Origin of the sequence: Gillisia sp. Hel_I_86, assembly GCF_007827275.1 — a bacterium.
Lineage (GTDB): Bacteria > Bacteroidota > Bacteroidia > Flavobacteriales > Flavobacteriaceae > Gillisia.
On sequence record NZ_VISE01000001.1, the window covers coordinates 4,136,916 to 4,161,923 of the forward strand.

Consider the following 25,008-nt stretch of genomic DNA (forward strand, 5'->3'; position numbering starts at 1 on the left):
CTATACTGTTTACACCTTTACAAATCAAATTGCCAATATGTTGCATTTCTTTGTCCGAAATTGAGCCTACTCTGAAAACTAGGAAACCCTGCCTCGCTGGCAGGCAGGCCCTAAATCCAGGGGCTTCTTTAACAATTCCAGGACTTTCCGGAGCAGACCCCAACTTTGATTCCTACAATTATGCTACTGTAATTTTATTTTCCAGATAAACCCCTTGTATAGCCTGTATTAGGGACACGCCATCTTTAAAAGGCCTTTGAAACGCTTTTCTTCCCATTATCAAACCTGTACCCCCGGCCCTTTTATTAATGACCGCAGTGGTTACCGCTTCGGTCAAATCAGATTTGCCTTTGGAACCTCCACCTGAATTGATCAATCCTATTTTGCCCATATAGCAGTTGGCCACCTGCAACCTGCAGAGGTCGATTGGGTGATCAGTCGTTAAGGCTTCGTACATCGCATCGTCATATTTTCCAAATCCGATATTTTTAAAACCGAAATTATTGGTTGGTAATTTCTGTTTGATGATGTCTGCCTGAATGGTCACGCCCAAATGATTTGCCTGCCCGGTCAAATCGGCGGCCGAGTGATAATCTTCTTTCTCTGTTTTGAATGCCTCATTCCGTGTATAGCACCATAAAATGGTTGCCATTCCCAAATTGTGGGCTTCTTCAAAAGCTTCGGCTATTTCCTTGAGTTGCCTGTTGCTTTCTTCTGAACCAAAATAGATAGTTGCACCCACAGCAATTGCCCCCATATCCCAGGCGCTTTTTACTTTTCCAAAGAGGATTTGGTCGTAGGTATTGGGATAAGACAGTAGTTCATTGTGGTTGATCTTAACAATAAACGGGATTTTGTGGGCATATTTCCGGGCGTTTAGCCCCAAAACACCAAAGGTTGAAGCCACACCGTTGCACCCGGCTTCCATTGCCAGTTTTACAATATTTTCCGGATCGAAATAATCCGGGTTTTTGTAAAATGAAAATGCCGCACTGTGTTCAATGCCCTGGTCCACGGGAAGGATGCTCAGGTACCCCGTCCCGCCAAGGTTCCCGTGATTGTACAATTGCGCGAGGCTGCGCAGCACCTGCGGATTGCGGTTGCTGTTTGTAAATACATTCTCGATAAAGTTATTATCAGGTAGCTGCAATTCGTCTTTTGTGATTTTTTCACAAACGTGGTCCAGATAAAAGGAAGCTTTGCTCCCTAACTGTTCAGTTATATTTTTAAAGCTATCCATAACGGTATTTTTTAGTTGATTCCTAAACTTTTATTGGTTTTAGAGATGGATTTTGCCCCGTCGGTCTCGATTCCGGTAAGGGCACGAATGGCGTCTATGGTCTCAGGGATCACAATGGCTTGATTATCTACTACATAGGCATAAAATAGTTCGTCGCCCACTACCTTCAGCATATCTTCCCACAGGGCTACCTCGTACATATCGCCCCAGGGCCTTCCCATATCCAGGTACATTTCCTTAATGGTATTGTTGGAAACCAGCCCCTGATCATAATGGATCAGTTTAATTCGCGTTGAAGTTTTAAAGGCGTTGAGCACTTCTTCCTTCGTGGCTTGTTTTTTCAATTTTACATTCCAGTAGTGCATATGGCTCAGGGTTTCTGGCACTTTTACCGCTGCGGTGATAACATCCAAGTCTGGATCTACGCTTTGTGCGTCGGGTCCCTGATGACTCGGGATGTCTTTTTCGGGTACCATGGTGTTCATAATACCGCCCAAATGGCTTTCCCAGGGATCTGTGGCCCTTCTTAACAGGGTGCCCCGTGCATAATCCAATAAATCGGCCCTTTTTAAGGCGGTCAATGTTCTTAATATAGAAGTGGTGTTACAGGAAACAACCCTTGTGGCATCAAGGTTTACAGCTGATTTATAATTGTTTTCTGCACTAAAGGAATGTCCCGTGGTCTGGTGTTTTTCCCCACCCTGGACAATGAACTTTATACCTTGTTTTTTATATATTTCAACATTTTTTGCTGCGATGTTCTTCGGGGTACAATCTACCACCAGGTCCACTTTATCCAACAGGTCCTGCAAGCTGCCCTTTACCGAAATGCCGGAAGCCTTCATTTGTTTTTCGGCTTCAGCGGTTGCCGCATAGATATCATACTCTTTTCTCACGGCGTTCTGTATGCGCCAATCGTTGATGACATCGCAAACCCCAACAAGGTCCATATCATCTTGTACGTTAATGGCATCGGCCACCCTTTTCCCGATGACCCCGTATCCTACTAATCCTACGTTTTTCATTTTTTTCATTTTTAATAAATAAATAAATACACTTTTTTGTTTTGGTAACTGTTTAAATCCGCTACACCTAAAGATAGCCCTTCCGCTTCATTTTAGCATTAAATGTTTGTTATACATTAAGCTATTGTTCTGATTACTTTTTTGCTGATGGATTTGGCCCTTAAAAAATATTTGCCCACCTCTACCAATAGTGGCCTGAATTTTCCGGCACCCACCAGGGTGCCCAGGATTTTGTTATGCCTGTTTTGTAACCTGATCAATTCATCGATTTTTTTGCTGTGATAATTTTTGTCCAGGATCATTTTTCCTATTTCCGTGCCGCTAACAAGGGCCTGATAAATGCCCTCGCCCGTCAACCTTGAAGCAAACCCGCCAGCGTCGCCGGCCAGGTAAATATTCCCTGGAAATTGATAAGCCTTAAAATCCCCGTTTATTGGGAATGCCTCATATTTCCCGTGGCTTATGTCTATATTGTGGGTTTTGAGCCAAGCGGAAAAATTATTTGTCAACTGTTTTGCTGAAATTACTTTTGGGTTGCCCATACAGCCAACGGATACATAATTGTTGTGCGGAAAAATCCAAGCATACCAAGCCGAAAACAACTGGGAATCAAAATATACTTCCAGGTCCTTATATTTGGTTTCGGGAATAATATACTGCATGGCAATTTCAGCTTTCCCTGAAGGCAATTTTAGGTACCTTCTTACTAGCGAACTGGCCCCATCGGCCCCGACCAAATGTTTATATCCTATTTTATGACCGTTCAGGACTATGTATTCCTTTGTGATCTTTGACACGGCACAGGCTGTCCTTACCTCGATATTGGGGAATTTTTCCAGTTGTTTCAGTTGCCATTGCCCCAATTCCTTGCGGTCTATGGTATATGTAAAGTCCCCGTCATCTTTCAGATAGAACAATTTATCTTTGTGGTGCAGGTGGATTTTGTTAAAATGGAATTCTATCAATCCGTCGGGGAGGTTTAAACTTTCTATGCTTTTGCCCGTTAACCCACCCGCGCATACCTTGGGGCCGACCACGTCGTTCCTTTCGGCGACCAATACCCTTAATTGGGTACCGCCAAGCTGTTTGGCACAATTCAGGCCTGCAGGCCCCGCCCCAACGATGATAACATCATATTTTTCCATCTCTATGTCCGCTATATTCATTTTCTCTGAATCTATATGGGATTTTGATCAGTGACAACAGGAACCACCCGATTTTTTTGGTTCGTTGTCTGCGACGTTCCCGGCCACCTTATAATTTCCCGCTTTTGACAAAGCGGACTGCAATTGTGCCTTGCCGATTACGTGGTCCGTTTGTATAACGGCCTGTGGCGGGACCAGGCTTACTGTTGCCGCTTTTACCCCCCCTATCCCAAGCAAAGCATTTTCTACATTTTTCCTGCAGCCATCGCAGGTCATTCCTTCGATTTTCATTTTCTGTTCCATGATCTTGATTTTTATAGTATTTGATTTTTTTTTTAAATATAATATGGTTATTCATTCTTATTGTTTTTCCCTTTCATGCCACGTTTTCGTACAATCATGACCGAACAGTGGGCATGCAAAGCAATGGACTGGGAAACCGAGCCGAGCAAAAAGCGTGAAAATGCATTATGGCCTTGTGACCCGACTACGATCAAATGGGCGCCAAAGGTTTCCGCCTTTTCCAAAATTGCGCTTTTGGGAAACCCGTCGATCACATCTGTTGTTATCGACAAGACGTTACTTTTTTCTTTTAATGCTTTTGCAGCTTCGCTTACAATAGCATGTGCCGATTTCCTTGAATTGGATAGGGCCTCTTCATAATAGTTGCCAAGCGTGCCACCCAATGGGACGGCTCCGGGAACGGTCAACATAGGATCCTCAAACACATTTATAATACATACCTCGGTACCTAAAGGCAATGACATCCCCGCAAGTCCTTCTATGGCGACCTTACTAAAGCCAGAACCATCTATTGCCAATACTATTTTCATATTTTTAAATTTATTTGTTTGTAAATCCTACTATGTAATTTACATCCTGCCCATTCAACTTATGACCTAGGGTTTAACCAATTTCCTCCAGTACAAATGTTCATAAAGCCCGGACCAGTACATCCCGAAGGTAAATGCAAACAGCAGTTCCTCTATAGGCACTCCGAAAACAAGGATGTGGGAAAGGTTGTCCAGGTTCCAGTACAGTTCCACATACTTTGGGTAAAACAAAAGGATACTTCCGAAATAGACAAAATAGAGTAGCGTGAACAAAATCCCCCCAATCCATATCTTGCCCTTTAAATCGGGACGGCAATAAAGGGTGGCCAGGCCTCCCGTGAACATCGCGATAATACCGCAGTAAATATGGTTGAGGTTGGTGAACAAGCTTAAAGGCAAAAAAACAAATACCGGGACAAATAACAGGTATGTGTGCAATTTATGTTGCATATGGGCACGTTCTTCAGAAGGAATCACCACATAATCCCTTCTGTAAATAAGCCTGTACAATACAACCCCCAGCCCTCCTAAGGCAAAAGAGAAAATAAGGCTTTCTATATCGAACCCGGTCTGCTCTGCCAGGCCAAACAGTGAGGGCGGGGACCAATATTCCGGCACAAAAAAGGGTTCGGTTAGCCCAAAAGGCATCGTGATGAGGCTCATTTTTAGCATTTCTTTCCTGAAACCTTTTTTAAAGAGATAGACCCCTGCCCAAAAGGCAAGGAGGATAAGCGACCATATAAACCAAACATTTTGCATATAAATTAGGGTTTTGGGATTTTGAGATAATTCACCGTTTCTTCTACTGAAAGCGGATAGGTGGCGTTTCCCGTCCTCACATAAAAGGTGGTGATTTTGCCATCGGTCACATAAACCGGTCCCGGCGAGGCTTCCGCATCTACCAGGCAAATTTCCTTTCCTTCCAGTTCATAAAAGGATACCTGGCTTTTAAAACAAGCCTCGCGTCCCAGATAATCCCTGATTATCCGGAATATTTCACGTTCCAGGCCATCTTTGTTTTTGTGCTTTAATGTCTTGAAATCATTTTCCAGCCCCAGGATGTTTCCGTCATCATCCACCCCTATAATGAGCCTTCCGCCTTTTGCGTTCATAAAACCCGCAATGGTCTTGGCAATGACCACTTCCAGCGCGCGGTTGGTATTTTTTTTAAAAGTGTCGTAGCGCATGGTGGATTTGAATTCCACCCATTCATGTTCCCCCATTTCCACCAGCTTCAGGATATCCTGTTTTAAAAGGCGTTCCTGCGAATGGATCACCCGCTCCTTTTCTTTTATGTTGATCCAGAACAAGCCCACCACCAGTCCCAAAAGCGCCCCTAGAATGGTCATTAACCCACCCATACCCGCCATATGAAAGCTAAAGGATTCCAGTAACCGGGGGCGGAGCGTTTCCCAAAAAACAGGAAAGGAAAACGGCGTATTGCTCAACTCAAACCCATAGAGCACCATGGTAAAAGGGTGTACCAGGAAATAAAATATTCCGGATCCGATTATCAAATGAATAAGGATAACATTGAGATCTTGTGTTCCTTTTTTAAAGGCCATAGTTTTTTATTGTTTATACCGTCTTGGATTTCGTGATTTTCCTGATCTTATCTTTATTACCTGGTCTTAACCTGTGCATTATAAAATGCTGCGATGCATGCCCCTATCAACCAGCCGAGGATGAATATTTGTACAATCCCTAAGAGTGCCTCCCATAAGGGTACATCCATCCTGATAATACTGGTAGTATCAAGGCCATGTATCAGGCTGTTGAAGAATTTTATACTGGCTTCCCGACCAGCGGTGGCCATTACGATCATACAGCCCAGATAAATCAAGGCCCCTGTTAACCCAGCTGCAAAACCGAATTTTTTTACATTTAATCGATACATAATTTGTTTGTTTTAAGGTTGGTTATCTGAATTTAGTAGTTTCCTGGATTCCTCATATTCTTCCCTGGATATCTCCCCTTTTGCAAAGCGCTTTTTCAAAATATCCAATGGGCCTTCTTTTTTCAGGTTTTGCCCTGGGCGGCCAAATGGGATAAAGAAGATCCAGATAAGGAATATGATCCAGATAATCCACCATATAAAATGCATCCCCCAAAAGTGTCCATTATAGAATTCCATATTTTTAAGTTATTATTACTATTGATTTTTGTTCTAATTCATTTCCGTGATCGTATAACCTTCAAGCAGGTCCAGCTGCTTTTGCAGTTCTTCTATTGGGAGTCCTTCTTTCATACTGATAAGTGTTGCTCCTTTTGGGTGTAGGGAAAGCTTGATTTCTTCAATGGCAGGGTGGGATTCCATAATTTTTTTTATCCTGGCCACACAACCGCCACAGCCTACTCCATCTATGTGATATTTTGCTATCATCATGCTTGATTTAATGGGTATAATTAATGGTGTTGGTGCCCTTCGGTTTTTTTATCGGGCGCTGCTGCCGGACCTTCTTTCCCATTCCCGGGTTCCTTATCATTATGACCGGAATGATCATGCCCACCTCGCCCATGCCCACCGTGCATGGGCATGAGCAAGTGAATGGCAAACATTGCAAGGATAAAAATGAAAAAGGTGTTGTACCCGGTAATCCCAAGGCTTGGTGCGAGGAAAATTAGCAATAAGGGTATTGCACATCCCACTACCATCCATAACCAATGATTTTTCATAATATTTGTTTATTTAGGTTTGTTTATAGAATTATTGCTACCATCTTGAAAATGTTTATTTTTCTTATTTCTGAAAGTCAAACTGAGCCTGTATTTAAACGGAGATCGAAATTATTAAAATCTTGGATTTCAATAAGATTTCGAGGAGCTCCATCTGACTCGACAAACTATCTTTGACAAATTCCTTTCTTTACAAGAAAATAAAAATCCATTCTGATAAAAGTATAATTCACTCATTCATAGATGATTTATTATTACTAAAGTTATCTGTTTTTCGGGTATTTTATCTACATAATATTCTTTTCCTTTTATACAATTTCTCCTTTTATACAATCTCATCATAGAAATTCCACACCCATTCATCGGCATTTTTATAATCGGTCATTCTTGATCCCGCTACTTTTTTAAATTGACGGGACAAATGGTTGATACCGCTACAACCAAGCATATATGCTATATCTGAAAAACTATGGCCCCGGTGGAATAATAGTTTTATGTACTGGGCTTTAGGGAAAGTGCCATATGGGTATTGTGGTATTGCACCAGGTCCATAAGGGGCATATGTTCTTCGTCCTCTCCAAGATATCGTAGCTTGATTGCCTTTGTGGTGAGGGTCTTGCGTTCCGAGTGTAATTGTTTATGGGCGTTGAGGACTTCGGCATAAACATCATCCAGATAAGTATTCAGTAGAATGAGATTTGGATGCGTTTCGTTGGCCCTTATTTAAAAATATCCCAATCGCGTACCGCTACGTCGCGTTTTACACTGAATTCTGCCCACTTTTTATTGACCGTGAGACGGCAATAGAGGTCCAATCTTTCTCGGTCGTTCCTTTTAGTACAGTGTAGAATGTGACCTCGAATGTACCATCTGTCCTCATGTTATGTGTCTTTTGGTTAAACAAAAATTGCTTAAAAGACCACATCCAGATCACCTAAATGTTACTTCAATATGCAAAAAGTTGCACACCGCTTTGCACACATTTGACCTGATTTTATATGATATCAGATGATACCAATAAAAATGAGAAACCCTGCCAATAAGTAGATTGGCAGGGTTTTGATACCACTTAAAAAGTGGTTCGTCGGGATGACAGGATTTGAACCTGCGACCACACGGCCCCCAGCCGTGCATGCTACCGGACTGCACCACATCCCGATTATATTAAAACCCCTTAAATATCATGGCATTTTTAAGAAAATAAGTTTCTCCAAAAATAAGCAAGCATTTCTAGAAATAAAAAATTTCCTAACTACACCTTTTCTTTTGAAAGGGTTTTAAATCCTTTTCTATTCATATTCCCCCATCCAGACTTTACTCCAAAGATTTTTTTATAATATCCTTGAATCTGTCCGAGAACCAAAACTGGATGGTAAACGAAAGGTTCCAAATAGGCTGCAAGTAGCAATTCTACTACTTCTTTACCAGTATTGTAATGTTTAAAATTCTTAACATAAATAAAAATGGAAATAGTTGAAAATATACATCCCAATAGGTACACACTTGTAAATAGAAGGATTGCAATATTTAGATTAATAAGCCCGAGAATTGTAAATATTATAAGACTTAATAATCCAATAAATTCTACAATGGGAGCACCTAATTCAAAGAACATCCAATATGGATAATAGAACAGTCCCATATCTCCATACTTTCTATTAAAGAACAAATCTTTATGCAGCCCCATGGTTTCCCAAAGACCACGTGCCCATCTGTCCCTTTGCTTAATAAGAATTTCTATATTGTTTGGTGCCTCGGTCCAACAAAGGGTTTCGGGCAAATAGACCATTTTGTACGGAACTCTAATCTCCTCCATGTGCTTCCTTAATCGGATGCCAAGTTCAAGGTCTTCTCCAACGGTATTTATATTGAATCCATTAACCTCTATTACCCTGTTTCTTGCATAAAGCCCAAAGGCTCCAGACACCAGCATCACACCGTTTATTTCGCTCCATGCCATTCTTCCCAGTAGAAAAGCCCTAATATACTCTACAACCTGAATCATTGGAATTAGCCTCTCTGGCAGTCTCAATTTTTCAATAACCCCATTTTTCACTATAGAATCGTTTATAATTCCAATTGCCCCACCACAAGCTATGACCTCTTGTTCTGATTCCTCTAGATAAGGTCTTACCATTTTAAGTAGCGCATTCTGCTCTATAATACAATCGGCATCTGTACAAAGCACCAATTCTGTAGCCGCAAAATTGATCCCCGCATTATTTGCATCAGATTTTCCACCGTTATTTTTATCTATTACCGTAAGCTGTTTGTATTGTAGTTTTCTACTTCGGTAGATCTTATTTACCGTAGAGGTAGGAATTGGTTGGGTTATAAATGTAGAATCGAATGCTTCGAGATCATATTTGGCTATTAAGAGGTCTAGGGTATTATCTGTGCTGCCATCATTAACTATTATCAATTCATAGTACGGGTATTGCAACGCCAATAAAGATTTTACATTTTCAACAATTGTTTGGCTTTCGTTATAGGCAGGGGCAATTAGCGTTATGGAAGGAATATCGCTAGCACTAACAATATCATTGACCTGTAGAAACCTTGCTTTTCTCTTATTTCTAGTTATGGACCTGTTGGAAAGTAGAATTGCAAAAAAATAGAGAGCTATTAAGCACAAACCATAGATCAAAAAAAAGTAGTTCAGTATCCAGTATATGTAATAATAAAGATCGATCTCCATTAAAAAATCATTTAGACAGAAATAGGTTCACTATCCGCTTTTTGTGTGTACTGGTGGTAGTAGTATGCTTGCACTTCTTCTTTGTAGCCATTATTCCATAAAATATCTGCAGTACTAAGTTTTATAATATCATTGCCATTATACAAAAGGTCTTTATAAAACCGGAGATCAATTTCCATGGATATTCTTTGGATGTATTTAAGAAGCAACAGTTGTTGTTCTGTATTGTTGATATTATAAAATTTTTCCTTTATTTCCCTTATTTGTGTTTCGCTTAATATAAAAGAAGAAATACAGTAAATGGCCGCTTCCCTTATTTCAAATTTAGGACTATCAATAAATCGAATTATATATGCTATATCTTCCGTAAGATTGAATTTTCTTATTATTCTCATTATCAATTCATTTGCATAGGGCCTGTCACTGTTATATGCCCTTCTCAAATGCTTTAGATCTGGCACAGGGTAAAGATCATTCAACTTTTCTACAATCTTTATTTGTTGCCAAAGCGTCATTTGTCTCTTAAGGTAAGGGAGAAATCTTAAACTTTTCCAGCCAAGGAATATCACAATACCTATTTGAGCTTCCCTTCTCACATAAATATTCTTGTTGTTTCTTAATTTAATTAGCTCTCCAGTATATTGACTTTGATCCATTTCATAAATCTCCCTTATACCCCGCGCTTTGATATACCATTTTCTGCTCTGCAATTTATTTGCAGAAGCACCATAGGGCGGGATTTGAGTAAAGAGCGTTTTTAATTTAATATAGTTCAGGCCAAGAAGGGAACGTTGTGTCCTAATCATGAGGTCTATTAAATACTGAACATTTCTTGCTTTGGATTTTTTAATCCCCACCCCTTTTATTTCTCTTTGGATCTCAATAAGATTGGGCTTCTGGTTGGATTTAGGATAAAGATATAAGGAGCAGATCGTGGCAAAAGTATTTTCAATTATTTTCAACCTCCTTGTTCGCCATTTTCTATAAAACATGGTGTAAGCAATAGAACCATGAACGATCACGAGAACTATCAACAATAATTTTATCAGTAATTTTAAAATCTCGGCCTCCATTATGCTATTAATGTTTGAATATGGTCCATATCCAGGGGAATGGCAAAAAAACCGCTAACATTTTCTGAAGCCATTATTTCTTTCTTGATCTTTTTTTGCCCCATATTCGTAACAATAATCAAGGATTGGTGAAGGATAATTTCTTGAATTTGAAAAACAAAATCCAGTGGTGCAATACCATCAAAGAGAATATCAGATATTATAATATCAAAATTTTCAGATTGATCTTCGATGTTTAAATCATTAATGGAGCCTATAGCCTTGCACTCATAATGATTTAACATTACCAATCGTTCTAAAATTTTAAGGATAATAATATCCTCTTGTATAACCAGCGCCTTTCGCATTAGGAAAGCTTGGTTATTAAATAATTAAAGTCATTTAATAGGGGCATCGTAGGGCTTTTAATGGGGCAATCAGTATTTTTTCTTTATAAGCAATAATTATAATTAAAGGTAAATGTAAAGCTTTTGTTATTAGACCTTTATAAAAATAAGTAAATTATATAAATTTTGTCCACTTTACATATTCGAAGTAAATACCGGTAGGTTTCAATAATTCCCAAAAATATAAAAAAACATAACCAAAGTCAAAGCAGTAGCCTAGATAATAATGAGTTACACTTTTTTCTACATATTTATCAACTTTGTATGCCTCTTTATGATAATGCCATTTATGTATGTTTGTTTTTCCCCATAGAATCAAAATTATGAATAAATCGTCATGCTGAACTGGTTTCAGCATCTAACATGAATAGTACTATATACTCAACTTGGACCCTGAAACTCCCGAACGGTCGGGACAGGGTGACTCCCAAATTTTGGAGTATGACTATTTAAGGATATACAATTGCGATTTTAATCTATTTTTGAAATGGAGGTTGAAGCATTTTTTATTTTAAATAATGCATTGCTAATTTTCGAAAGATTATTAATTATATATCTTTAGTTTTTTATTGACAATAAGCAATCTAGTAATATATTGCGATAGTTATTACCTTTATATTTTAATGCCCTAAAACCCATTTTGTGATAAAACCCCTACTTAACCTGAAATTCCCGACCCTAAAATCATTTCAATTTTATAGTTTTCTTTTGTTTTTTGTGCTATCCATTACCAATAGTATGGCTCAAGAAACTTTATCGTCCGATGAATTGTTTATAAATGCAAGAACTGCGGCCTTCGATGAAGATGATTACCCTAAAGCTATACGAATTACCAAACAAGCGCTGGAGATAAGCCCAGATTACTCTGATATTAGGATCTTTCTTGGAAGACTTTATACGTGGACCGATGAAGTGGAATTGGCAAGAAAAGAATTCGACAGGGTAATCAAGACGAATCCTGGATATGAAGATGCCCATTTAGCTTATGGTTATTTAGAATATTGGAACGATAACCCCGAAAAGGCATTGGAAGTCATTCAGCCTGGAATCGAAAAAAATCCGGCCTCTAAAGGATTATTAATGTTGAAGGCTAAAATTCAAAATAACCTGGGACAATTTACAGAAGCAAATACCACGCTAGGAGAATTATTGGTTTTTCACCCCAATTATTCTGAAGCTAGAGCTTTTAGCCAGACGATCAAGGACCTTTCCTCAAAAAATCAAATTGGGGTAGATTATGATTTTGTCTATTTCGATGAACGCTTTAGTGACCCATGGCATTTGGGAAGTATAAGTTACGGAAGACGAACCCCTCTCGGTTCCGTTACCGGAAGGCTTAATTACGCGAATAGGTTTACAACAAATGGGGTACAATTTGAAATAGACGCCTATCCTAGAATTTCTGATACGTTCTATGCGTATGTAAGTGGAGGGATTTCAGAAAACGGAGGGATTTTCCCTAGATATCGTGCTGGTTTTTCCTTGTATGCCAACCTTCCAAAATCCTTTGAAGCCGATGTAGGTTTTAGATTTCTAAGCTTTAGTAGCTCTACATGGATCTACACAGCCTCTATAGGTAAATATTACAGCAACTACTGGTTTAATTTAAGGACTTATTTAACGCCATCCAATAATTCACTTTCTAAATCTATTTCGCTCACGGTGAGGTACTATTTAGCTGGGGCAGATGATTATTTAAGTTTGAGGATAGGAACAGGACTTTCTCCAGACAGGCCAGAAAACTATTACCTCTATAATATTGACGATGAAATAATTGGGTCTCTTGACCAGGAGGATTTAAAATCGACTAATATTTTTTTAGGGTATAGAAAATCTATAAAACAGTCTAATATCTTTTTTATGGAGGTAGGGGCCGAAAATCAAGAATACGCCCTGGACAAAAAAGGCTACCAATTCACTATAGGCGCAGGGTTTACCAAAAGGTTTTAAGAATGAAAAAAAATATAATTTTCACTATACTCTTACTACTGTTATTTTTACCTTTTTTTATGTGGCTTGCATGGCTTTTCACGCCTAAAACCAAATTTGTGGCAGCTATTATCGATAAAACAGTATTAACAAAACAAGGCCAGGAACACATATCTTTTAACTGGGTCCTTAATTATAATAGGTACACAAAAACCTCTAAAGATCCTTATGAAATAGACCATGATTATTTCGGCTTTTTTCCGTTGGAAGATGAAGAATACCAACTTAAGGGGCTAGAGCGATTTACTTCTAAACAGTTAAACCAACTTAGTGAAGATGCAGATATGGTGTATTTTACGGACACCTATGGAATTTATAACAATGAATGGTTTCAGCATACCAATCTTAGTGAACGTTCTGGAATGTTATATGGAGGATTAAGTGATAAAGATCTGGAACTGCTCGCCTTAATGAAAGAGAAAAAAAAGCTGATAATTACAGAATTCAATACCATAGGCTCTCCCACTCAGTCTAGGAATAGGACATTGTTCGAAGAAATGTTTGCCTTAAAATGGACAGGTTGGACAGCTCGTTATTTTGATAACCTCGATCTGGAAATCAACAAAGAATTGCCTAAATGGTTGATCAACAATTATAAAAAGGCGCACAACGGGAAATGGCCTTTTAAAAAATCGGGAATTGCATTTGTAAATGATAAAGATCAAGTGGTGATCTTGGAAGATGATAGCCACCTCACCAATCCTATGCCCCACATTGTTAGCACTAAGGTTGCGCAAGATCATTATGGCTTGCCAGAGGAAATTAAATACTCCTTTTGGTTCGATGTGATGAAGCCCGATACCAGCGTTAATCAAGTAATATCATCCTTTACCATAAGTGCCAATAAAGAGGGCTTAAAAGAACTTAATAAATATGGTATCCCCAATGCCTTCCCGGCAATTACCATGCACAAGGATAAAGACTATAGCTTCTTTTACCTATCTGGGGATTTTAGTGATAATCCTATCGAAATCAACTCTTCTTACTTTAAAGGAATAGGTTATTTTAAAGGCATGTTCTACGATGAAGACGATATTGCAGAAAGAACCAGTTTTTTCTGGAAGTATTACCGCCCGTTAATAAACACTATTCTTGAGGATTATATTGAGGAATAGGAAAAGCTCTATTTCGGTGTATACTTGGAATAAATAGAATCTGGAATAATTTGTTTTCCCTTAATTATTTGTGAGTTACGTTGCTTAAATTGCTCGAAGGCACCTCTTAAACGATTCTTTTCGGTTTCATCTTCAACTAAATTCTCTCCAAGTTCGCTATTCAGTTTAAATAGATCGGTACCATTTAAATGATATTCCCCCATGATGAAATCATCTAAATTCGTTTTTGTTTGCATCAAGGGCACATAGTGAATATTCTGAAAACTTCTTGTAGTATCCAACCCCTGCCCTACCCAACTTGTATATTTTGGTAGTTTTATACCATGATTGGTTTTTAGATATGCCAAAATACTGGGCGCAATATTAAAATGGGCAGAAATAGACTCAATTTCTGCCGTTCTCTTTAAGAGCGGGGAATAAATTATTAAAGGCACATGATATCTATCTATTTTTGTGCTCATTGGAATCTCAGGAATCCTGTGGTCTCCTGTTATAAGAAAGATGGTATTATCATAATCTGCCCTTTTTTTGTATTCCGTGAAAAAAGTTTTTAAAGCATCATCGGCATATAAAATAGTAAGATATTGCTTGGTGAAATTCCTATGGGCATCTTTTTCAGACTCATTGAACTTTAAAAAATCCATACGCTCTTCAAACCTAACATTGTATTTTTCAGTTTCGTCAATAATAAAAGGATCATGGGTTGTAACTGTTAATAGCACACTTAATTGAGGTTTGTCTTCAATCTCCTTTCTTGAATTGAGAAAGTATCTATAAAGTTCCTTATCATTATACCCCCAAGTAAATCCATTAGTTGGTGGTATTTTTTTATAACCTGAAGGGAAGGTGTTTTCATCGTGCAATTCATCTATTTTATTTGCATTTAGATATAGCGCCATATTATCAAAATCGGCATCGCCTCCATAATAGAACGAAGTGTTATACCCATTGAATTTCAGCGAGTTTAGTAAAGATAATTGCTTGGGCATGTTATTTCCCATCCCTAAATATCCGTTTTCTGCAAAGGGCAAAGAACCAAGTAACGAAGGTAATACGGCAAAAGTCCGTCCGCCTTGACTCAGGAAGTTTTTCCAGTACATACTGTCTTCGGCAAGATCGCTTAAGAATGGTGTAAAATTCCCAAGATATGCGCCATCGTTCGTAAATGCCCTACCCAGACCTTCAACTAGAATAATAACAATATTGGGTGCTGTCTCTTGAGGCGTGAAAAACGGACTTAAAACATCGTTGGTTACTTCTTCATGTAAAAAAGGAAAATTCTCTTCATCTATAAAATTAAAAGTGATCCCCTCGCCTAATTTGATGAAGAAATTGCCTATATAATTATCGGCATAAATATCGGTTTCAAAAATTACCGGATTGTAATAGCTGTATGCGCTGCTATAAAAATGATCTGATTTATTGGTGACCAGACTATTTGCGAAATCCGACTCTAAATTCACCTTGCCAACCACTTTATATCCACTAAACGACATAAATAAAAGGGACAGGATGGGTAGGCCCAATGCTATATATAAATTGGGACGCACCTTTTTTGTGAAAAAGTGAGTGGATACCAGTACAATACCAATTAAAAGAATAAAAATCATAACAGAAGTAGCATTTAAGCCTCCAGAAGAACCAACGGTTTGTTTAATGTCTTCTATACTATATCCAAAAAGATCGGCTCCCAGCATTACGAGAGCGGCACTAAAATAATTGAATAATATAATTTGGATAACAAAAAAGAGCGCCATCAATACCTGAAAACTCAGCCTTGCCAGTCGTGGAGAAAGCATATATATAGGCACATATAGTATATAAATTATAAGCACCCATTTTAACCAGAATAGAAGATTCAGGTACCAGCTCCATAGCATCAAATTGAAAAACCCAGAAGGCAATCCATTTGTAAATGCGTTTAACGTTATTTCGGCAATGCTAAAAACAAACATCAGCACTAGCCAAATTAGGGAGAAGCTGGCAAAGGTTCTTGTAGCACGAACCAATCGTTCCTTCAGTGAAATTCTATTTTTATGTTCTTCCATTAGGTAATTATTAAATAGTAAGCTGGAGCAGGTTGTATTTTAACGTATTCAAAAATAGAATTATTTTTTTATGAATACGGGATGCGTTCAACTTAATCTAGGAACTTTCCTCCTTTTATATCCTTTTTGTGTAAGCAGAAAATATATTTTAATTTTAAATTATCTTTTTTTCATTTATATTTCGTTGCAGGGCAAAATGGGAATGATTTAAGAAGAAAGACCCCAAATTATGTTTTATATGTTTACAAACCATACCTTCCCGTAGTTTAAGAAATGAGAGATGCCATTGGAAGCTGGTTCTTTTTTTATAAATTAGATATTAGAAAGATGATCAAAATTTTCAAATGATCAAATAAAGATGGTTAACCCCCCAAAAGTGTAACTACCTACTTATGCAGTAACAACATGGAAGACAATACACGTAACGCACTTCTGGTCAAAAAAAACAAGGAACTAACAGAGCATCTGTTGTTGGCGAACAAAGACTTGAAGTACAAGGGGCTATTATTGGAAAAAGAGGTTAACCTACACAAAAAAACACAGGAAAAGCTCCAAAAAACTACGGACAAACTTAAAATCACAAACCAGAAGGTGCAATCACTTCTTGATTCTGAAAAGCGATTGCGGTTTTTACTTAAATCCACCACTACCATTACATACACCTGTGAAGCAGAAGCACCTTTTGGCGCAACTTTTATCAGCGCAAATGTCAATGAACTTACGGGTTATACCCCTCAAGATTATATCCAGGATCCAAATTTTTGGGCAAGCAACATTCATCCAGACGATAAAGAGAGAGTTTTGAGTGGGCTCTCCAATCTTTTTGCCGAGGGCACCCACCGACACGAATACCGCTGGAAATACAAGAACCGCGAGTATCGCTGGATGAGCGATGAGCTAAAACTTATATATGATGGGCAGGGAAGACCAATTGAAATGATAGGCAATTGGATCGATATCTCCAATTTGAAAGAAGCCGAAGAAAACCTTATTGAAGCCAATAGAAATCTGTCACTTGCCGCTCGTGCAGGAGGGGTGGGTGTCTGGCATTACGATATTGTTAAAAAAGAAATTAAATGGGATGATCAAATGTATAACATTTATGGTCTTACTGCACAAGCGTTTAGTAGTGTATACAAGTCATGGCAACAAAAGCTTCATCCAGATGATAAGGAGCGTTTCAATAATGAAGTGAGTAAGGCCCTGCTAAGTAAGAAGGAGGTCAATTCCGAATTCAGGATTATCTTGCCGGACATGTCTATCCGTTATATCCAAGGATTTGCAATTATAGAGCGTGATAAAGCCGGTACCCCCATAATGATGATAGGCACCAATTGGGATATTACGGAAAGCAAACAAAAGGAACGCGACCTTCAGCTAAGCTTAAAGGAAGTTTCCGATTATAAACATGCTCTGGACGAATCTTCCATAGTCGCCATTACAGATCAAAAGGGCATTATTAAATCTGTCAATGATAACTTCTGTAAAATTTCAAAATATAGCCGCGAGGAGTTGATTGGGCAGGATCACAAAATCATTAACTCGGGATTTCATACCAAGGAATTTATAAGGGATTTATGGACCACCATTGCGAAGGGACATGTATGGAAAGGGGAATTAAGAAATAAAGCAAAGGATGGCACTATTTATTGGGTAAATACTACAATCGTTCCCTTCCTGAATGAACAGAGGAAGCCTTATCAATATTTAGTGATTAGAGACGATATTACTGAAAATAAATTATTTGAAGAGGAAGCCAAACAAAAAGAAAAAAACCTTCAACTAAGTTTAAAGGAAGTTTCTGATTATAAATATGCTTTGGACGAATCGGCCATAGTCGCAATTACAGATCAAAAAGGCATTATTAAATCTGTCAATGACAACTTCTGCAAAATTTCAAAATACAGCCGCGAAGAATTGATTGGGCAGGATCACAAAATTATTAACTCGGGATTTCACACCAAGGAATTTATAAGGGATTTATGGACCACCATTGCTACAGGCAATGTATGGAAAGGTGAATTAAGGAATAAAGCAAAGGACGGTTCAATTTATTGGGTAAACACTACAATTGTTCCCTTCCTGAATGAACAGAGGAAGCCTTACCAGCATTTAGTGATTAGGGAAGATATTACTGTAAACAAACTATTGGAAGGGGAAATCAAACAATTCAATATTGAATTAGAGCAAAAAATAAAAACAAGGACCCAAGAATTGACACTAAGTGAAAATAGGTTTCGCAATCTTTTTGAAAATGCACCTGAAAGTATTCTGATACTTGATTTAAGGACCCAAAAATTTGAAAAAGTCAATAAAAATGGTACAAAACTGTTTAAGTTATCAGTTAAAGAGTTTAGGTGGGTTCTAAAAATTCATTTTTTTGATTTTTTTACAAAGCAATCCCCATTGGTTTTGTAGAAATAATTTTTTCGTCAGCTAAATCTCAATATATTTTTGACCTGACACCTCTAAAAATTCATTTTTAAAACAATTATCTCTTTGATTTTTAGTTTTTTATAGGTAAAATGTTTAATCTGACTACTTGTTCATATCGGAATAAATTATAGGTTAAATTGATCAGTCCGATTATTCCAGTAGCTCTTGCTATTCCGATTGATTTCAATTTTAGGCCATTCATACTTTGCTCCATAAACCCAAAAACGTGTTCAACCCTGGCTCGTGTTCTTGATCTCTCAGTATTGTTTTCCTTTTGCTCCTCTGTTAATGGTTTGTTTTTATATCCTTTCTCGTGAACTTTATTTATCATTTTATATTTTGCAATTGTTTCTTCTTGCTTTTCTCCGGTATAAGCACTGTCTGCATACAATTCTTGATCTTTATCTGTTTCCTCTAACAAGTCTTCGGTGGCTTGCGAGTCGTGGACCGAGGCACTCGTTACAACAAAAGTGTTGATGAATTTGCTTTTGGCATCCACTTTTGCGTGGTTTTTATAGCCAAAAAAATTCTCGTTGTTTTTCTTGGTCCAACGGGCATCAATATCTTTGTGTGATTTTTTGTGGGGTTTGTCGTTCCATAAACCATCACCTTCTCCTTCTTTGATCTTTTTATTTTCCTCACGGGTATTGCGCTGGCGTGGCGCAATAGTAAAACTGGCATCTATCATTTGCCCCTTGTTCAATATCAGTTCCTTGGTCTCTAAAAAACTTTTGAATTGTGTGAACAAATCTTCAATAAGACCAGATTTTGTAAGGATCTCTCTAAATGCCCAAACGGTTTTTTCGTCTGGAATCTTGTCGCCAGTGTCCAGGCCCAAAAAGTTTTTAAAACTTGTCCTGTCCAATATTTGGTACTCTACCTGCTTATCTCCAAGTCCATAATAGCGTTGTAAGATCAAGATTTTGAACATCAAAACTACATCGAAGGGTTTTGCTCCGGCATTATTTTTCTTGGTAGAATTTAGAAGCTTGCTCTCCAATAAAGCTCTAAACATTTCAAAATCAATAGCTTTACTGATTTTATCTAACGGATTACCAATTTCTGATAATTTTTCAGCAGAAAATTGCTCGTCGAATAATGACTTCTTTCCTGTGGATTTGTATATCTGTTTATCCATGTTTTTATCTGTGTTTTTGAAGTCATAAATATACGGATAAATACTTGAAAATCATGTATTTAATTTTTAGAACTCCCCTTTAATGAAAAGGGACCTAAGGATATTAGTCCAAAGTTTCAACCAGATGGTAGTTTATCAGAAGAAAAAGCCAAGATGTATATTGAAAAAGCAATTAAGGGCGAAACAGTAAGTTTTGAATGGATGCATTGTGATGCCAACAAAAAGAATATTCCGTGTGAAGTACAACTTGCCTTATTACCTGAGGACAAAAATCCAAGGATCTATGCGAGTATTGTTGATATTACCATACGAAATGAAACCCGGGAAAAGCTCAAACAACAAAACAAAAAACTTGCTTTCCAAAATGAGGAGATCGAAAAACGGGCTAATGAGTTGACCATTACCAACCGAGAGCTCAAAAAAACGAACAACGAATTGGATCGTTTCGTGTACAGTGCTTCCCACGATCTACGCGCCCCATTAAAATCATTGCTCGGCTTGTCTGACATAGTAAAAGAAGGTATGGATCCAGATAATATCATTCAAATGGAACAGATGGACATGATGAAGAAAAGTATTATAAAGCTCGATGATTTTATTGAAGATATCTTGCAATATTCACGCAATTCCCGTACCGAGGTTATACAAGAAGACATAAATTTTGAAGAAACCCTGCAAAACTTTATTAAAGAGCATGAGCATATGAATGGCACCAATGAAATTAAACTGAATGTAGACATACAACAAGACATAAAGTTTGTTTCGGATAAAAGAAGGATCAAGGTTGTTTTGACCAACCTTATCTCCAATGCCCTTAAATATAAAGACCTTTCAAAAGAAAATCAGGTTGTAAGCATAGATATCCAATGTAGTAAGGACAAGGCCCTTATACGTATTAAAGATAATGGTATTGGTATGAGCACACAGGATAAGGAAAAAATATTTGAAATGTTTTACAGGGCCACCAAGATTTCCGAAGGCTCTGGACTTGGATTGTACATTGTAAAGGAAACCCTTGATAAGCTTAAAGGCACCATTACGGTGCAATCGGAACTGGGCAAAGGAACAACATTTAATGTAAGCCTACCCAATCAACTTACAGTTCTTATTTAAAACCTAACTTATGATTCATGTTTTATTAATTGACGATAATAAAATTGACAATTATATTGCCAAACACAATATCTCCAAAAGTAAAATTGCAAAAAAAATAGACATGCATACTTCCGCTATGGGGGCCCTGGAGTATTTAGAACCGTTAAAAAGCAATATTGAAGAATTTCCCGATATCATTTTTCTTGACATCCAGATGCCAGAAATGAATGGGTTTGGGTTTCTTGAAGAATTTAAAAAATATCCAGAAGCCATTCATGCCCAATGCAAGATAATCATGCTTACATCCTCTAATGACCCACAAGATATTAAACGCTCACTTCAATATCCTTTCGTAAAAAAATTCCTTACCAAACCTTTATCGTTAAGCATGTTGGAAGATCTTTAGTATGTAGTCTTCATTTGCCAAAAATCGTATGTATATCCGTTTTTTGTCGTAATATTTCAAGACCGTTGCAAGGGATAAATTGTTCAAAATCGGAGTATAAAAATAATTTGATCAATTGATATTTAATTTGTTAAGGCTTGTTTTTAATGTATGAAATTACAGAAACAACCCACATTGGCAGACACAGTTTGCGATTTGCGAGCAAGAAAGATAAAAACAACATTTTTTAATCAAATAAATGCGGTGATCGATTGGGAGAAAATCGAAAAACTGATAGATGCCGATTATTCCAAAGGAAAAAGTGCCGTGGGCAAACCTTCCTATAACGGCCTGTTGTTGTTTAAAATGTGCCTTTTGCAAAGTTGGTACGGATTGAGCGATTATGAAGTAGAAGACCGGTTGAACGATAGTATCTCATTCAGTTGTTTTTGTGGAATGCACATAGATGAAGTTGCACCCGACCATAGTACCTTGAGCAGGTTTAGGACCGCACTGACCAAAACCAAGACCTTTGAGAAGCTCTTCGGTCCCATCAATGATCAGCTTGAGGCCCACAAGATCATTGTCAAAAAAGGGATCATAGTGGATGCCAGTGTCATAGACACGCCACTTCGTCCAAAAGGAAAGACCAATCACAAGGTGACCGAAGATCGCCCGGACCAAGAGGTAGCAGTAAAAAAAGAGTATGCCGAAAGTGTGGACAAAGATGGTACCTGGCTAAAGAAAGGAGGGAAATATCGTTTTGGGTTCAAAAAACATCACGTTACAGACCAAGAAGGACTGGTCTTGGGAGTATTGACCACCACGGCAAGTAAAAACGAGATAGCCAATTTAGAAGAAGTGCTGGAAACAGTAAACGTAGGTTTGCCAAAAGATATTCCATTAGGCTATCAATCCAAGAAAAACACGGAGCTGCTGAAAAAAAAGAACCTGAAAAACCATATTCTAAAAAAGGCAAGAAAGAATAAACCGTTAACCTATTGGGAGAAGAAGTTCAATAAACTGGTCGGTAGAACAAGGTTCAAGGTAGAGCGGACATTTGGCGGGATAAAAAGATGGTTCAACGGAGGGCTGGCAAGGTACCGGGGAATGGAAAAAATGCATACTCAAAATCTGATGGAGGCCATGTGCTATAATTTGTATCGAAGTCCAGGGATAATTGCGTCCAATTGTAAAAACTAAGGGAAAAACAGTAAGGAAATGAACTCTAAAGACAAAAAAACGAAGTAAAAACTATAGTTGTTGATAAAAAACAATCGGAAATCCATCTAAAAAATGGATTGGAGTAATTTATTGAATTTTGCAACGGTCTCAATATGTAACCAAAGCGAAGCTAATGTTCACTGCAATCCTGAAGACCACCGCCCTGATTGTTTGGAATTCAAATAGGCCGCCACGATCAATATGCACCAGCAGGGCAATCCATCAATTTGTCTTTTTGTAGCTCCACAAAGCCAAACCGTTCATTACTATGGCATAGGCCAGGGTCTTTAAGGCCAGTGACAAAATATCCGTAAATCCAGAACCTTTGAGCATTACCATTCTCATGATTTCAACAAAATACTTTATAGGGTTGAATTCTGTAATGACCTGTGCCCATTCAGGCATACTTTCAATGGGGGTGAACAGACCGCTCATCAGTATAAAAATCACCACAAAAAACCAGGCAATGAACATGGCTTGTTGTTGCGTATCGGTAAAATTTGAGATAAAAAGGCCCATCCCAAGTATTACCAGTATATAAATAGAGGTGTATCCATAAAGCAGCAATAAGCTTCCAAGCATTGGAACATCAAAAATAAGTTTGGCCAGGATCAAGCCAATGGTCAACAACCCCATGCCTATCACCCAGAAAGGAAATAATTTCCCAATTATAAACTGGCTCTTTTGAATGGGGGTGACATTGATTTGTTCCAAGGTCCCTATTTCCTTTTCCCTAACAATATTCATCCCCGAAAGGAACAAGGTGATCATGGTTACCAATAGCACCAAGATTCCAGGTACCATGAACGTTTTGTAGTTTAAGGTCTCGTTATACCAAAAAGATGGAATACTGGTAATATTTACGGGTATTCTCAAGGCATCTTCAGGCTGCATTAATTCTACCTTCAGTTTTTTATTGAAACTTTGCACAATTTGATTGATATATACGTTTTCTACCCCCGCCGCCGCACCATCAATGGCATTACTGGTGACTCCCAAATCTGTATATTTTTCTTTTCGCAGATCGCGCTCAAAATAATCAGGGACCACCAATAGCACATCCACTTCCCCCTTTAACATGGCCGAACTGGCTTTAGCTTCCGAAGAAAAATCCGTTAAAACGTTAAAATAGGTAGAGGCATTGAATTTTTCTATTAATTCGCGGGAGTAAGAACTATGGTCGTTATCTATATAGGCAAATTTGATGTTTTTCACCTCGTAGGTTGCCGCATTCGCTAGAATAACCAATTGCAATATTGGCAATATAAAAATGATGGGAAGCATGCCTTTATTCCTAAAGATCTGCCGGAACTCTTTTTGTATGATATAGCCTATGGTCTTCATTATTCTAACCTGATTTTATATTTCTTAATACTTAAGCCAATAAAAAAGAGCGTCATCACTAATAAGATCAGGGTTTCCTTCCAAATCAAGGATATGCCCACCCCTTTTAGCATAATGCCTTTTAAAATGATGATAAACCATTTGGCGGGGATAATATGACTTATAATTTGCAAAGCTCCCGGCATGCTGGAAATGGGAAAAATAAAACCCGATAACAAGATCACAGGGAGCATTAATCCCATTAGGGAGATCATCATAGCGGTTTGTTGGGTAGCCGAAATGGTCGAAATTAAAATCCCCAAGGTTAAAGAGGTAATAATAAACAACACACTTTCCAGGCCCAATAAAAAGAGGCTTCCCTGTACCGGCATTTTAAATATAAAAATGCTTAATATCACAATAACCGCCGCATTTATGACCGATAGAAAAATATAGGGCACCACCTTTCCAATAATTACTTGAAAAGGTTTTAATGGCGATACCAACAAGATCTCCATAGTGCCCAATTCTTTTTCCCTGGTGATGGAAATTGAGGTCATCATGGCCGATACCAACATTAAAATAATGGTCATCACCCCAGGCACAAACATAAATACACTCTTTAGTTCCTGGTTATATATCATTCGGGTTTGCGGAACGATTTGATACGCTATTTTAATGTCTTTATTTTGGCCTTGCCGATAATTTTGAAGGATGGAGTTTATATAATTGCTTATGGTATTAGCGGTATTGGGATCGGTGGCATCGGTTATTACCTGAATGGTCGCCTGTTTTTCTTTTATGAGGTTTTTACTGAAATCTTTCTCAAAGTTTAAGACGGCTTTAATTTCCCCTTTTTTAAAAGCAGCCTCAATATCTGCTTCCCGCTCTATAAATTGATTGATGCTGAAATATTTTGAAGATGAAATTTTATTGATGATCTCTCCTGTAGTAGCATCTTTGGAGTGATCTAAAATTGCGATCTCCACATTATTTATCTCATTGGTAATGGCAAATCCGAAAAGCAAAATTTGGGCGATGGGCATACCAAATAAGATGAACAACGATCGCTTATCCCTGAAGATATGGTAGAATTCCTTTTTTATGAAGCCTATAAAACGTTTCATACAATCGTAATTAATTTAATACCACCTGGATTTCAAATAAAAGTTTCATTGG

General features: G+C 38.0%; 24 protein-coding genes and 1 tRNA gene. 6 read left to right on the forward strand and 19 right to left on the reverse strand.

Translation table 11 applies throughout. From position 1 onward, the window contains the following. Window positions 1–178: 178 nt before the first annotated feature. From JM83_RS18465 to JM83_RS18535, 15 genes are all read right to left on the reverse strand, one after another. The gene (locus JM83_RS18465) at window positions 179–1,240 is read right to left on the reverse strand and encodes a class I fructose-bisphosphate aldolase (RefSeq protein WP_144963551.1); all 1,062 of its coding nucleotides are present in this window, start codon (window positions 1,238–1,240) and stop codon (window positions 179–181) included. Window positions 1,241–1,251: 11 nt separating this feature from the next. Further along, a complete protein-coding gene (locus JM83_RS18470; RefSeq protein WP_144963552.1) occupies window positions 1,252–2,265 on the reverse strand; it encodes a type II glyceraldehyde-3-phosphate dehydrogenase in 1,014 nt (337 codons plus the stop codon). A 116-nt stretch (window positions 2,266–2,381) separates the two neighbouring features. After that, on the reverse strand, window positions 2,382–3,431 hold the full coding sequence (locus JM83_RS18475) for an NAD(P)/FAD-dependent oxidoreductase (protein WP_144963553.1): 1,050 nt from the start codon (window positions 3,429–3,431) through the stop codon (window positions 2,382–2,384). A 27-nt stretch (window positions 3,432–3,458) separates the two neighbouring features. Continuing rightward, the gene (locus JM83_RS18480) at window positions 3,459–3,713 is read right to left on the reverse strand and encodes a heavy-metal-associated domain-containing protein (protein WP_144963554.1); all 255 of its coding nucleotides are present in this window, start codon (window positions 3,711–3,713) and stop codon (window positions 3,459–3,461) included. A 47-nt stretch (window positions 3,714–3,760) separates the two neighbouring features. Further along, entirely contained in the window at window positions 3,761–4,243 is a 483-nt protein-coding gene (locus JM83_RS18485) for a universal stress protein (protein WP_144963555.1), read from the reverse strand. A 66-nt stretch (window positions 4,244–4,309) separates the two neighbouring features. Continuing rightward, window positions 4,310–5,002 carry a lycopene cyclase domain-containing protein gene (locus tag JM83_RS18490; RefSeq protein ID WP_144963556.1) on the reverse strand — a complete coding sequence of 231 codons (693 nt, stop codon included), beginning with the start codon at window positions 5,000–5,002 and terminating at the stop codon, window positions 4,310–4,312. Between the two features lie 5 nt (window positions 5,003–5,007). After that, window positions 5,008–5,808, reverse strand: coding sequence for a helix-turn-helix domain-containing protein (locus JM83_RS18495; RefSeq protein WP_144963557.1), 801 nt, complete (start codon window positions 5,806–5,808; stop codon window positions 5,008–5,010). A gap of 56 nt (window positions 5,809–5,864) precedes the next feature. Next, on the reverse strand, window positions 5,865–6,140 hold the full coding sequence (locus JM83_RS18500) for a DUF5676 family membrane protein (RefSeq protein WP_144963558.1): 276 nt from the start codon (window positions 6,138–6,140) through the stop codon (window positions 5,865–5,867). Between the two features lie 12 nt (window positions 6,141–6,152). Further along, window positions 6,153–6,377: an SHOCT domain-containing protein gene (locus JM83_RS18505; protein WP_144963559.1), complete on the reverse strand. Its 225-nt coding sequence runs from the start codon at window positions 6,375–6,377 to the stop codon at window positions 6,153–6,155. 33 nt (window positions 6,378–6,410) lie between these two features. Continuing rightward, the gene (locus JM83_RS18510) at window positions 6,411–6,629 is read right to left on the reverse strand and encodes a heavy-metal-associated domain-containing protein (protein ID WP_144963560.1); all 219 of its coding nucleotides are present in this window, start codon (window positions 6,627–6,629) and stop codon (window positions 6,411–6,413) included. 20 nt (window positions 6,630–6,649) lie between these two features. Continuing rightward, window positions 6,650–6,919, reverse strand: a complete 270-nt coding sequence (locus JM83_RS18515) for a hypothetical protein (RefSeq protein WP_261376867.1) — start codon at window positions 6,917–6,919, stop codon at window positions 6,650–6,652. 1,084 nt (window positions 6,920–8,003) lie between these two features. Next, window positions 8,004–8,077 (reverse strand) — tRNA-Pro (locus tag JM83_RS18520). A 94-nt stretch (window positions 8,078–8,171) separates the two neighbouring features. Beyond that, the gene (locus tag JM83_RS18525) at window positions 8,172–9,617 is read right to left on the reverse strand and encodes a glycosyltransferase family 2 protein (protein WP_144963562.1); all 1,446 of its coding nucleotides are present in this window, start codon (window positions 9,615–9,617) and stop codon (window positions 8,172–8,174) included. An 11-nt stretch (window positions 9,618–9,628) separates the two neighbouring features. Next, on the reverse strand, window positions 9,629–10,690 hold the full coding sequence (locus JM83_RS18530; RefSeq protein WP_144963563.1) for a hypothetical protein: 1,062 nt from the start codon (window positions 10,688–10,690) through the stop codon (window positions 9,629–9,631). Beyond that, window positions 10,690–11,037 (reverse strand): response regulator, encoded by a 348-nt coding sequence (locus JM83_RS18535; RefSeq protein ID WP_144963564.1) that lies wholly within the window; start codon window positions 11,035–11,037, stop codon window positions 10,690–10,692. Before JM83_RS18535 ends, JM83_RS18530 begins: the two co-directional genes overlap by 1 nt. A gap of 681 nt (window positions 11,038–11,718) precedes the next feature. Between JM83_RS18535 and JM83_RS18540 the strand changes: the two genes are divergently transcribed. Continuing rightward, window positions 11,719–13,026, forward strand: a complete 1,308-nt coding sequence (locus JM83_RS18540) for a YaiO family outer membrane beta-barrel protein (protein ID WP_261376868.1) — start codon at window positions 11,719–11,721, stop codon at window positions 13,024–13,026. 2 nt (window positions 13,027–13,028) lie between these two features. Further along, on the forward strand, window positions 13,029–14,180 hold the full coding sequence (locus JM83_RS18545; protein ID WP_144963565.1) for a hypothetical protein: 1,152 nt from the start codon (window positions 13,029–13,031) through the stop codon (window positions 14,178–14,180). Between the two features lie 8 nt (window positions 14,181–14,188). Here JM83_RS18545 and JM83_RS18550 read toward each other — a convergent pair whose 3' ends face one another. Continuing rightward, window positions 14,189–16,228 (reverse strand): LTA synthase family protein, encoded by a 2,040-nt coding sequence (locus JM83_RS18550; protein ID WP_144963566.1) that lies wholly within the window; start codon window positions 16,226–16,228, stop codon window positions 14,189–14,191. A 405-nt stretch (window positions 16,229–16,633) separates the two neighbouring features. Here JM83_RS18550 and JM83_RS18555 point away from each other — a divergent pair, with 405 nt between their 5' ends. Further along, entirely contained in the window at window positions 16,634–18,646 is a 2,013-nt protein-coding gene (locus tag JM83_RS18555; protein ID WP_144963567.1) for a PAS domain-containing protein, read from the forward strand. An 88-nt stretch (window positions 18,647–18,734) separates the two neighbouring features. On the opposite strand, the gene JM83_RS18560 is transcribed toward JM83_RS18555, so the two are convergent. Next, a complete protein-coding gene (locus tag JM83_RS18560) occupies window positions 18,735–19,802 on the reverse strand; it encodes an IS5 family transposase (RefSeq protein WP_144958309.1) in 1,068 nt (355 codons plus the stop codon). A 153-nt stretch (window positions 19,803–19,955) separates the two neighbouring features. On the opposite strand from JM83_RS18560, the gene JM83_RS18565 reads away from it, so the two are divergent. The 3 genes from JM83_RS18565 to JM83_RS18575 all read left to right on the forward strand — a co-directional run bounded on the left by JM83_RS18565 (window position 19,956) and on the right by JM83_RS18575 (window position 22,485). Continuing rightward, complete coding sequence (locus JM83_RS18565; protein WP_144963568.1) at window positions 19,956–20,915, forward strand: sensor histidine kinase; 960 nt, start codon at window positions 19,956–19,958, stop codon at window positions 20,913–20,915. A gap of 10 nt (window positions 20,916–20,925) precedes the next feature. Next, window positions 20,926–21,303, forward strand: coding sequence for a response regulator (locus JM83_RS18570; protein ID WP_144963569.1), 378 nt, complete (start codon window positions 20,926–20,928; stop codon window positions 21,301–21,303). A 150-nt stretch (window positions 21,304–21,453) separates the two neighbouring features. Further along, complete coding sequence (locus tag JM83_RS18575; protein WP_144963570.1) at window positions 21,454–22,485, forward strand: IS5 family transposase; 1,032 nt, start codon at window positions 21,454–21,456, stop codon at window positions 22,483–22,485. A 243-nt stretch (window positions 22,486–22,728) separates the two neighbouring features. Here the strand turns inward: JM83_RS18575 and JM83_RS18580 are convergent, their stop codons facing one another. Both JM83_RS18580 and JM83_RS18585 read right to left on the reverse strand, forming a co-directional pair. Next, a complete protein-coding gene (locus JM83_RS18580; RefSeq protein ID WP_144963571.1) occupies window positions 22,729–23,850 on the reverse strand; it encodes an ABC transporter permease in 1,122 nt (373 codons plus the stop codon). After that, window positions 23,850–24,956: an ABC transporter permease gene (locus JM83_RS18585; protein WP_144963572.1), complete on the reverse strand. Its 1,107-nt coding sequence runs from the start codon at window positions 24,954–24,956 to the stop codon at window positions 23,850–23,852. Before JM83_RS18585 ends, JM83_RS18580 begins: the two co-directional genes overlap by 1 nt. Between the last annotated feature and the right edge of the window lie 52 nt (window positions 24,957–25,008).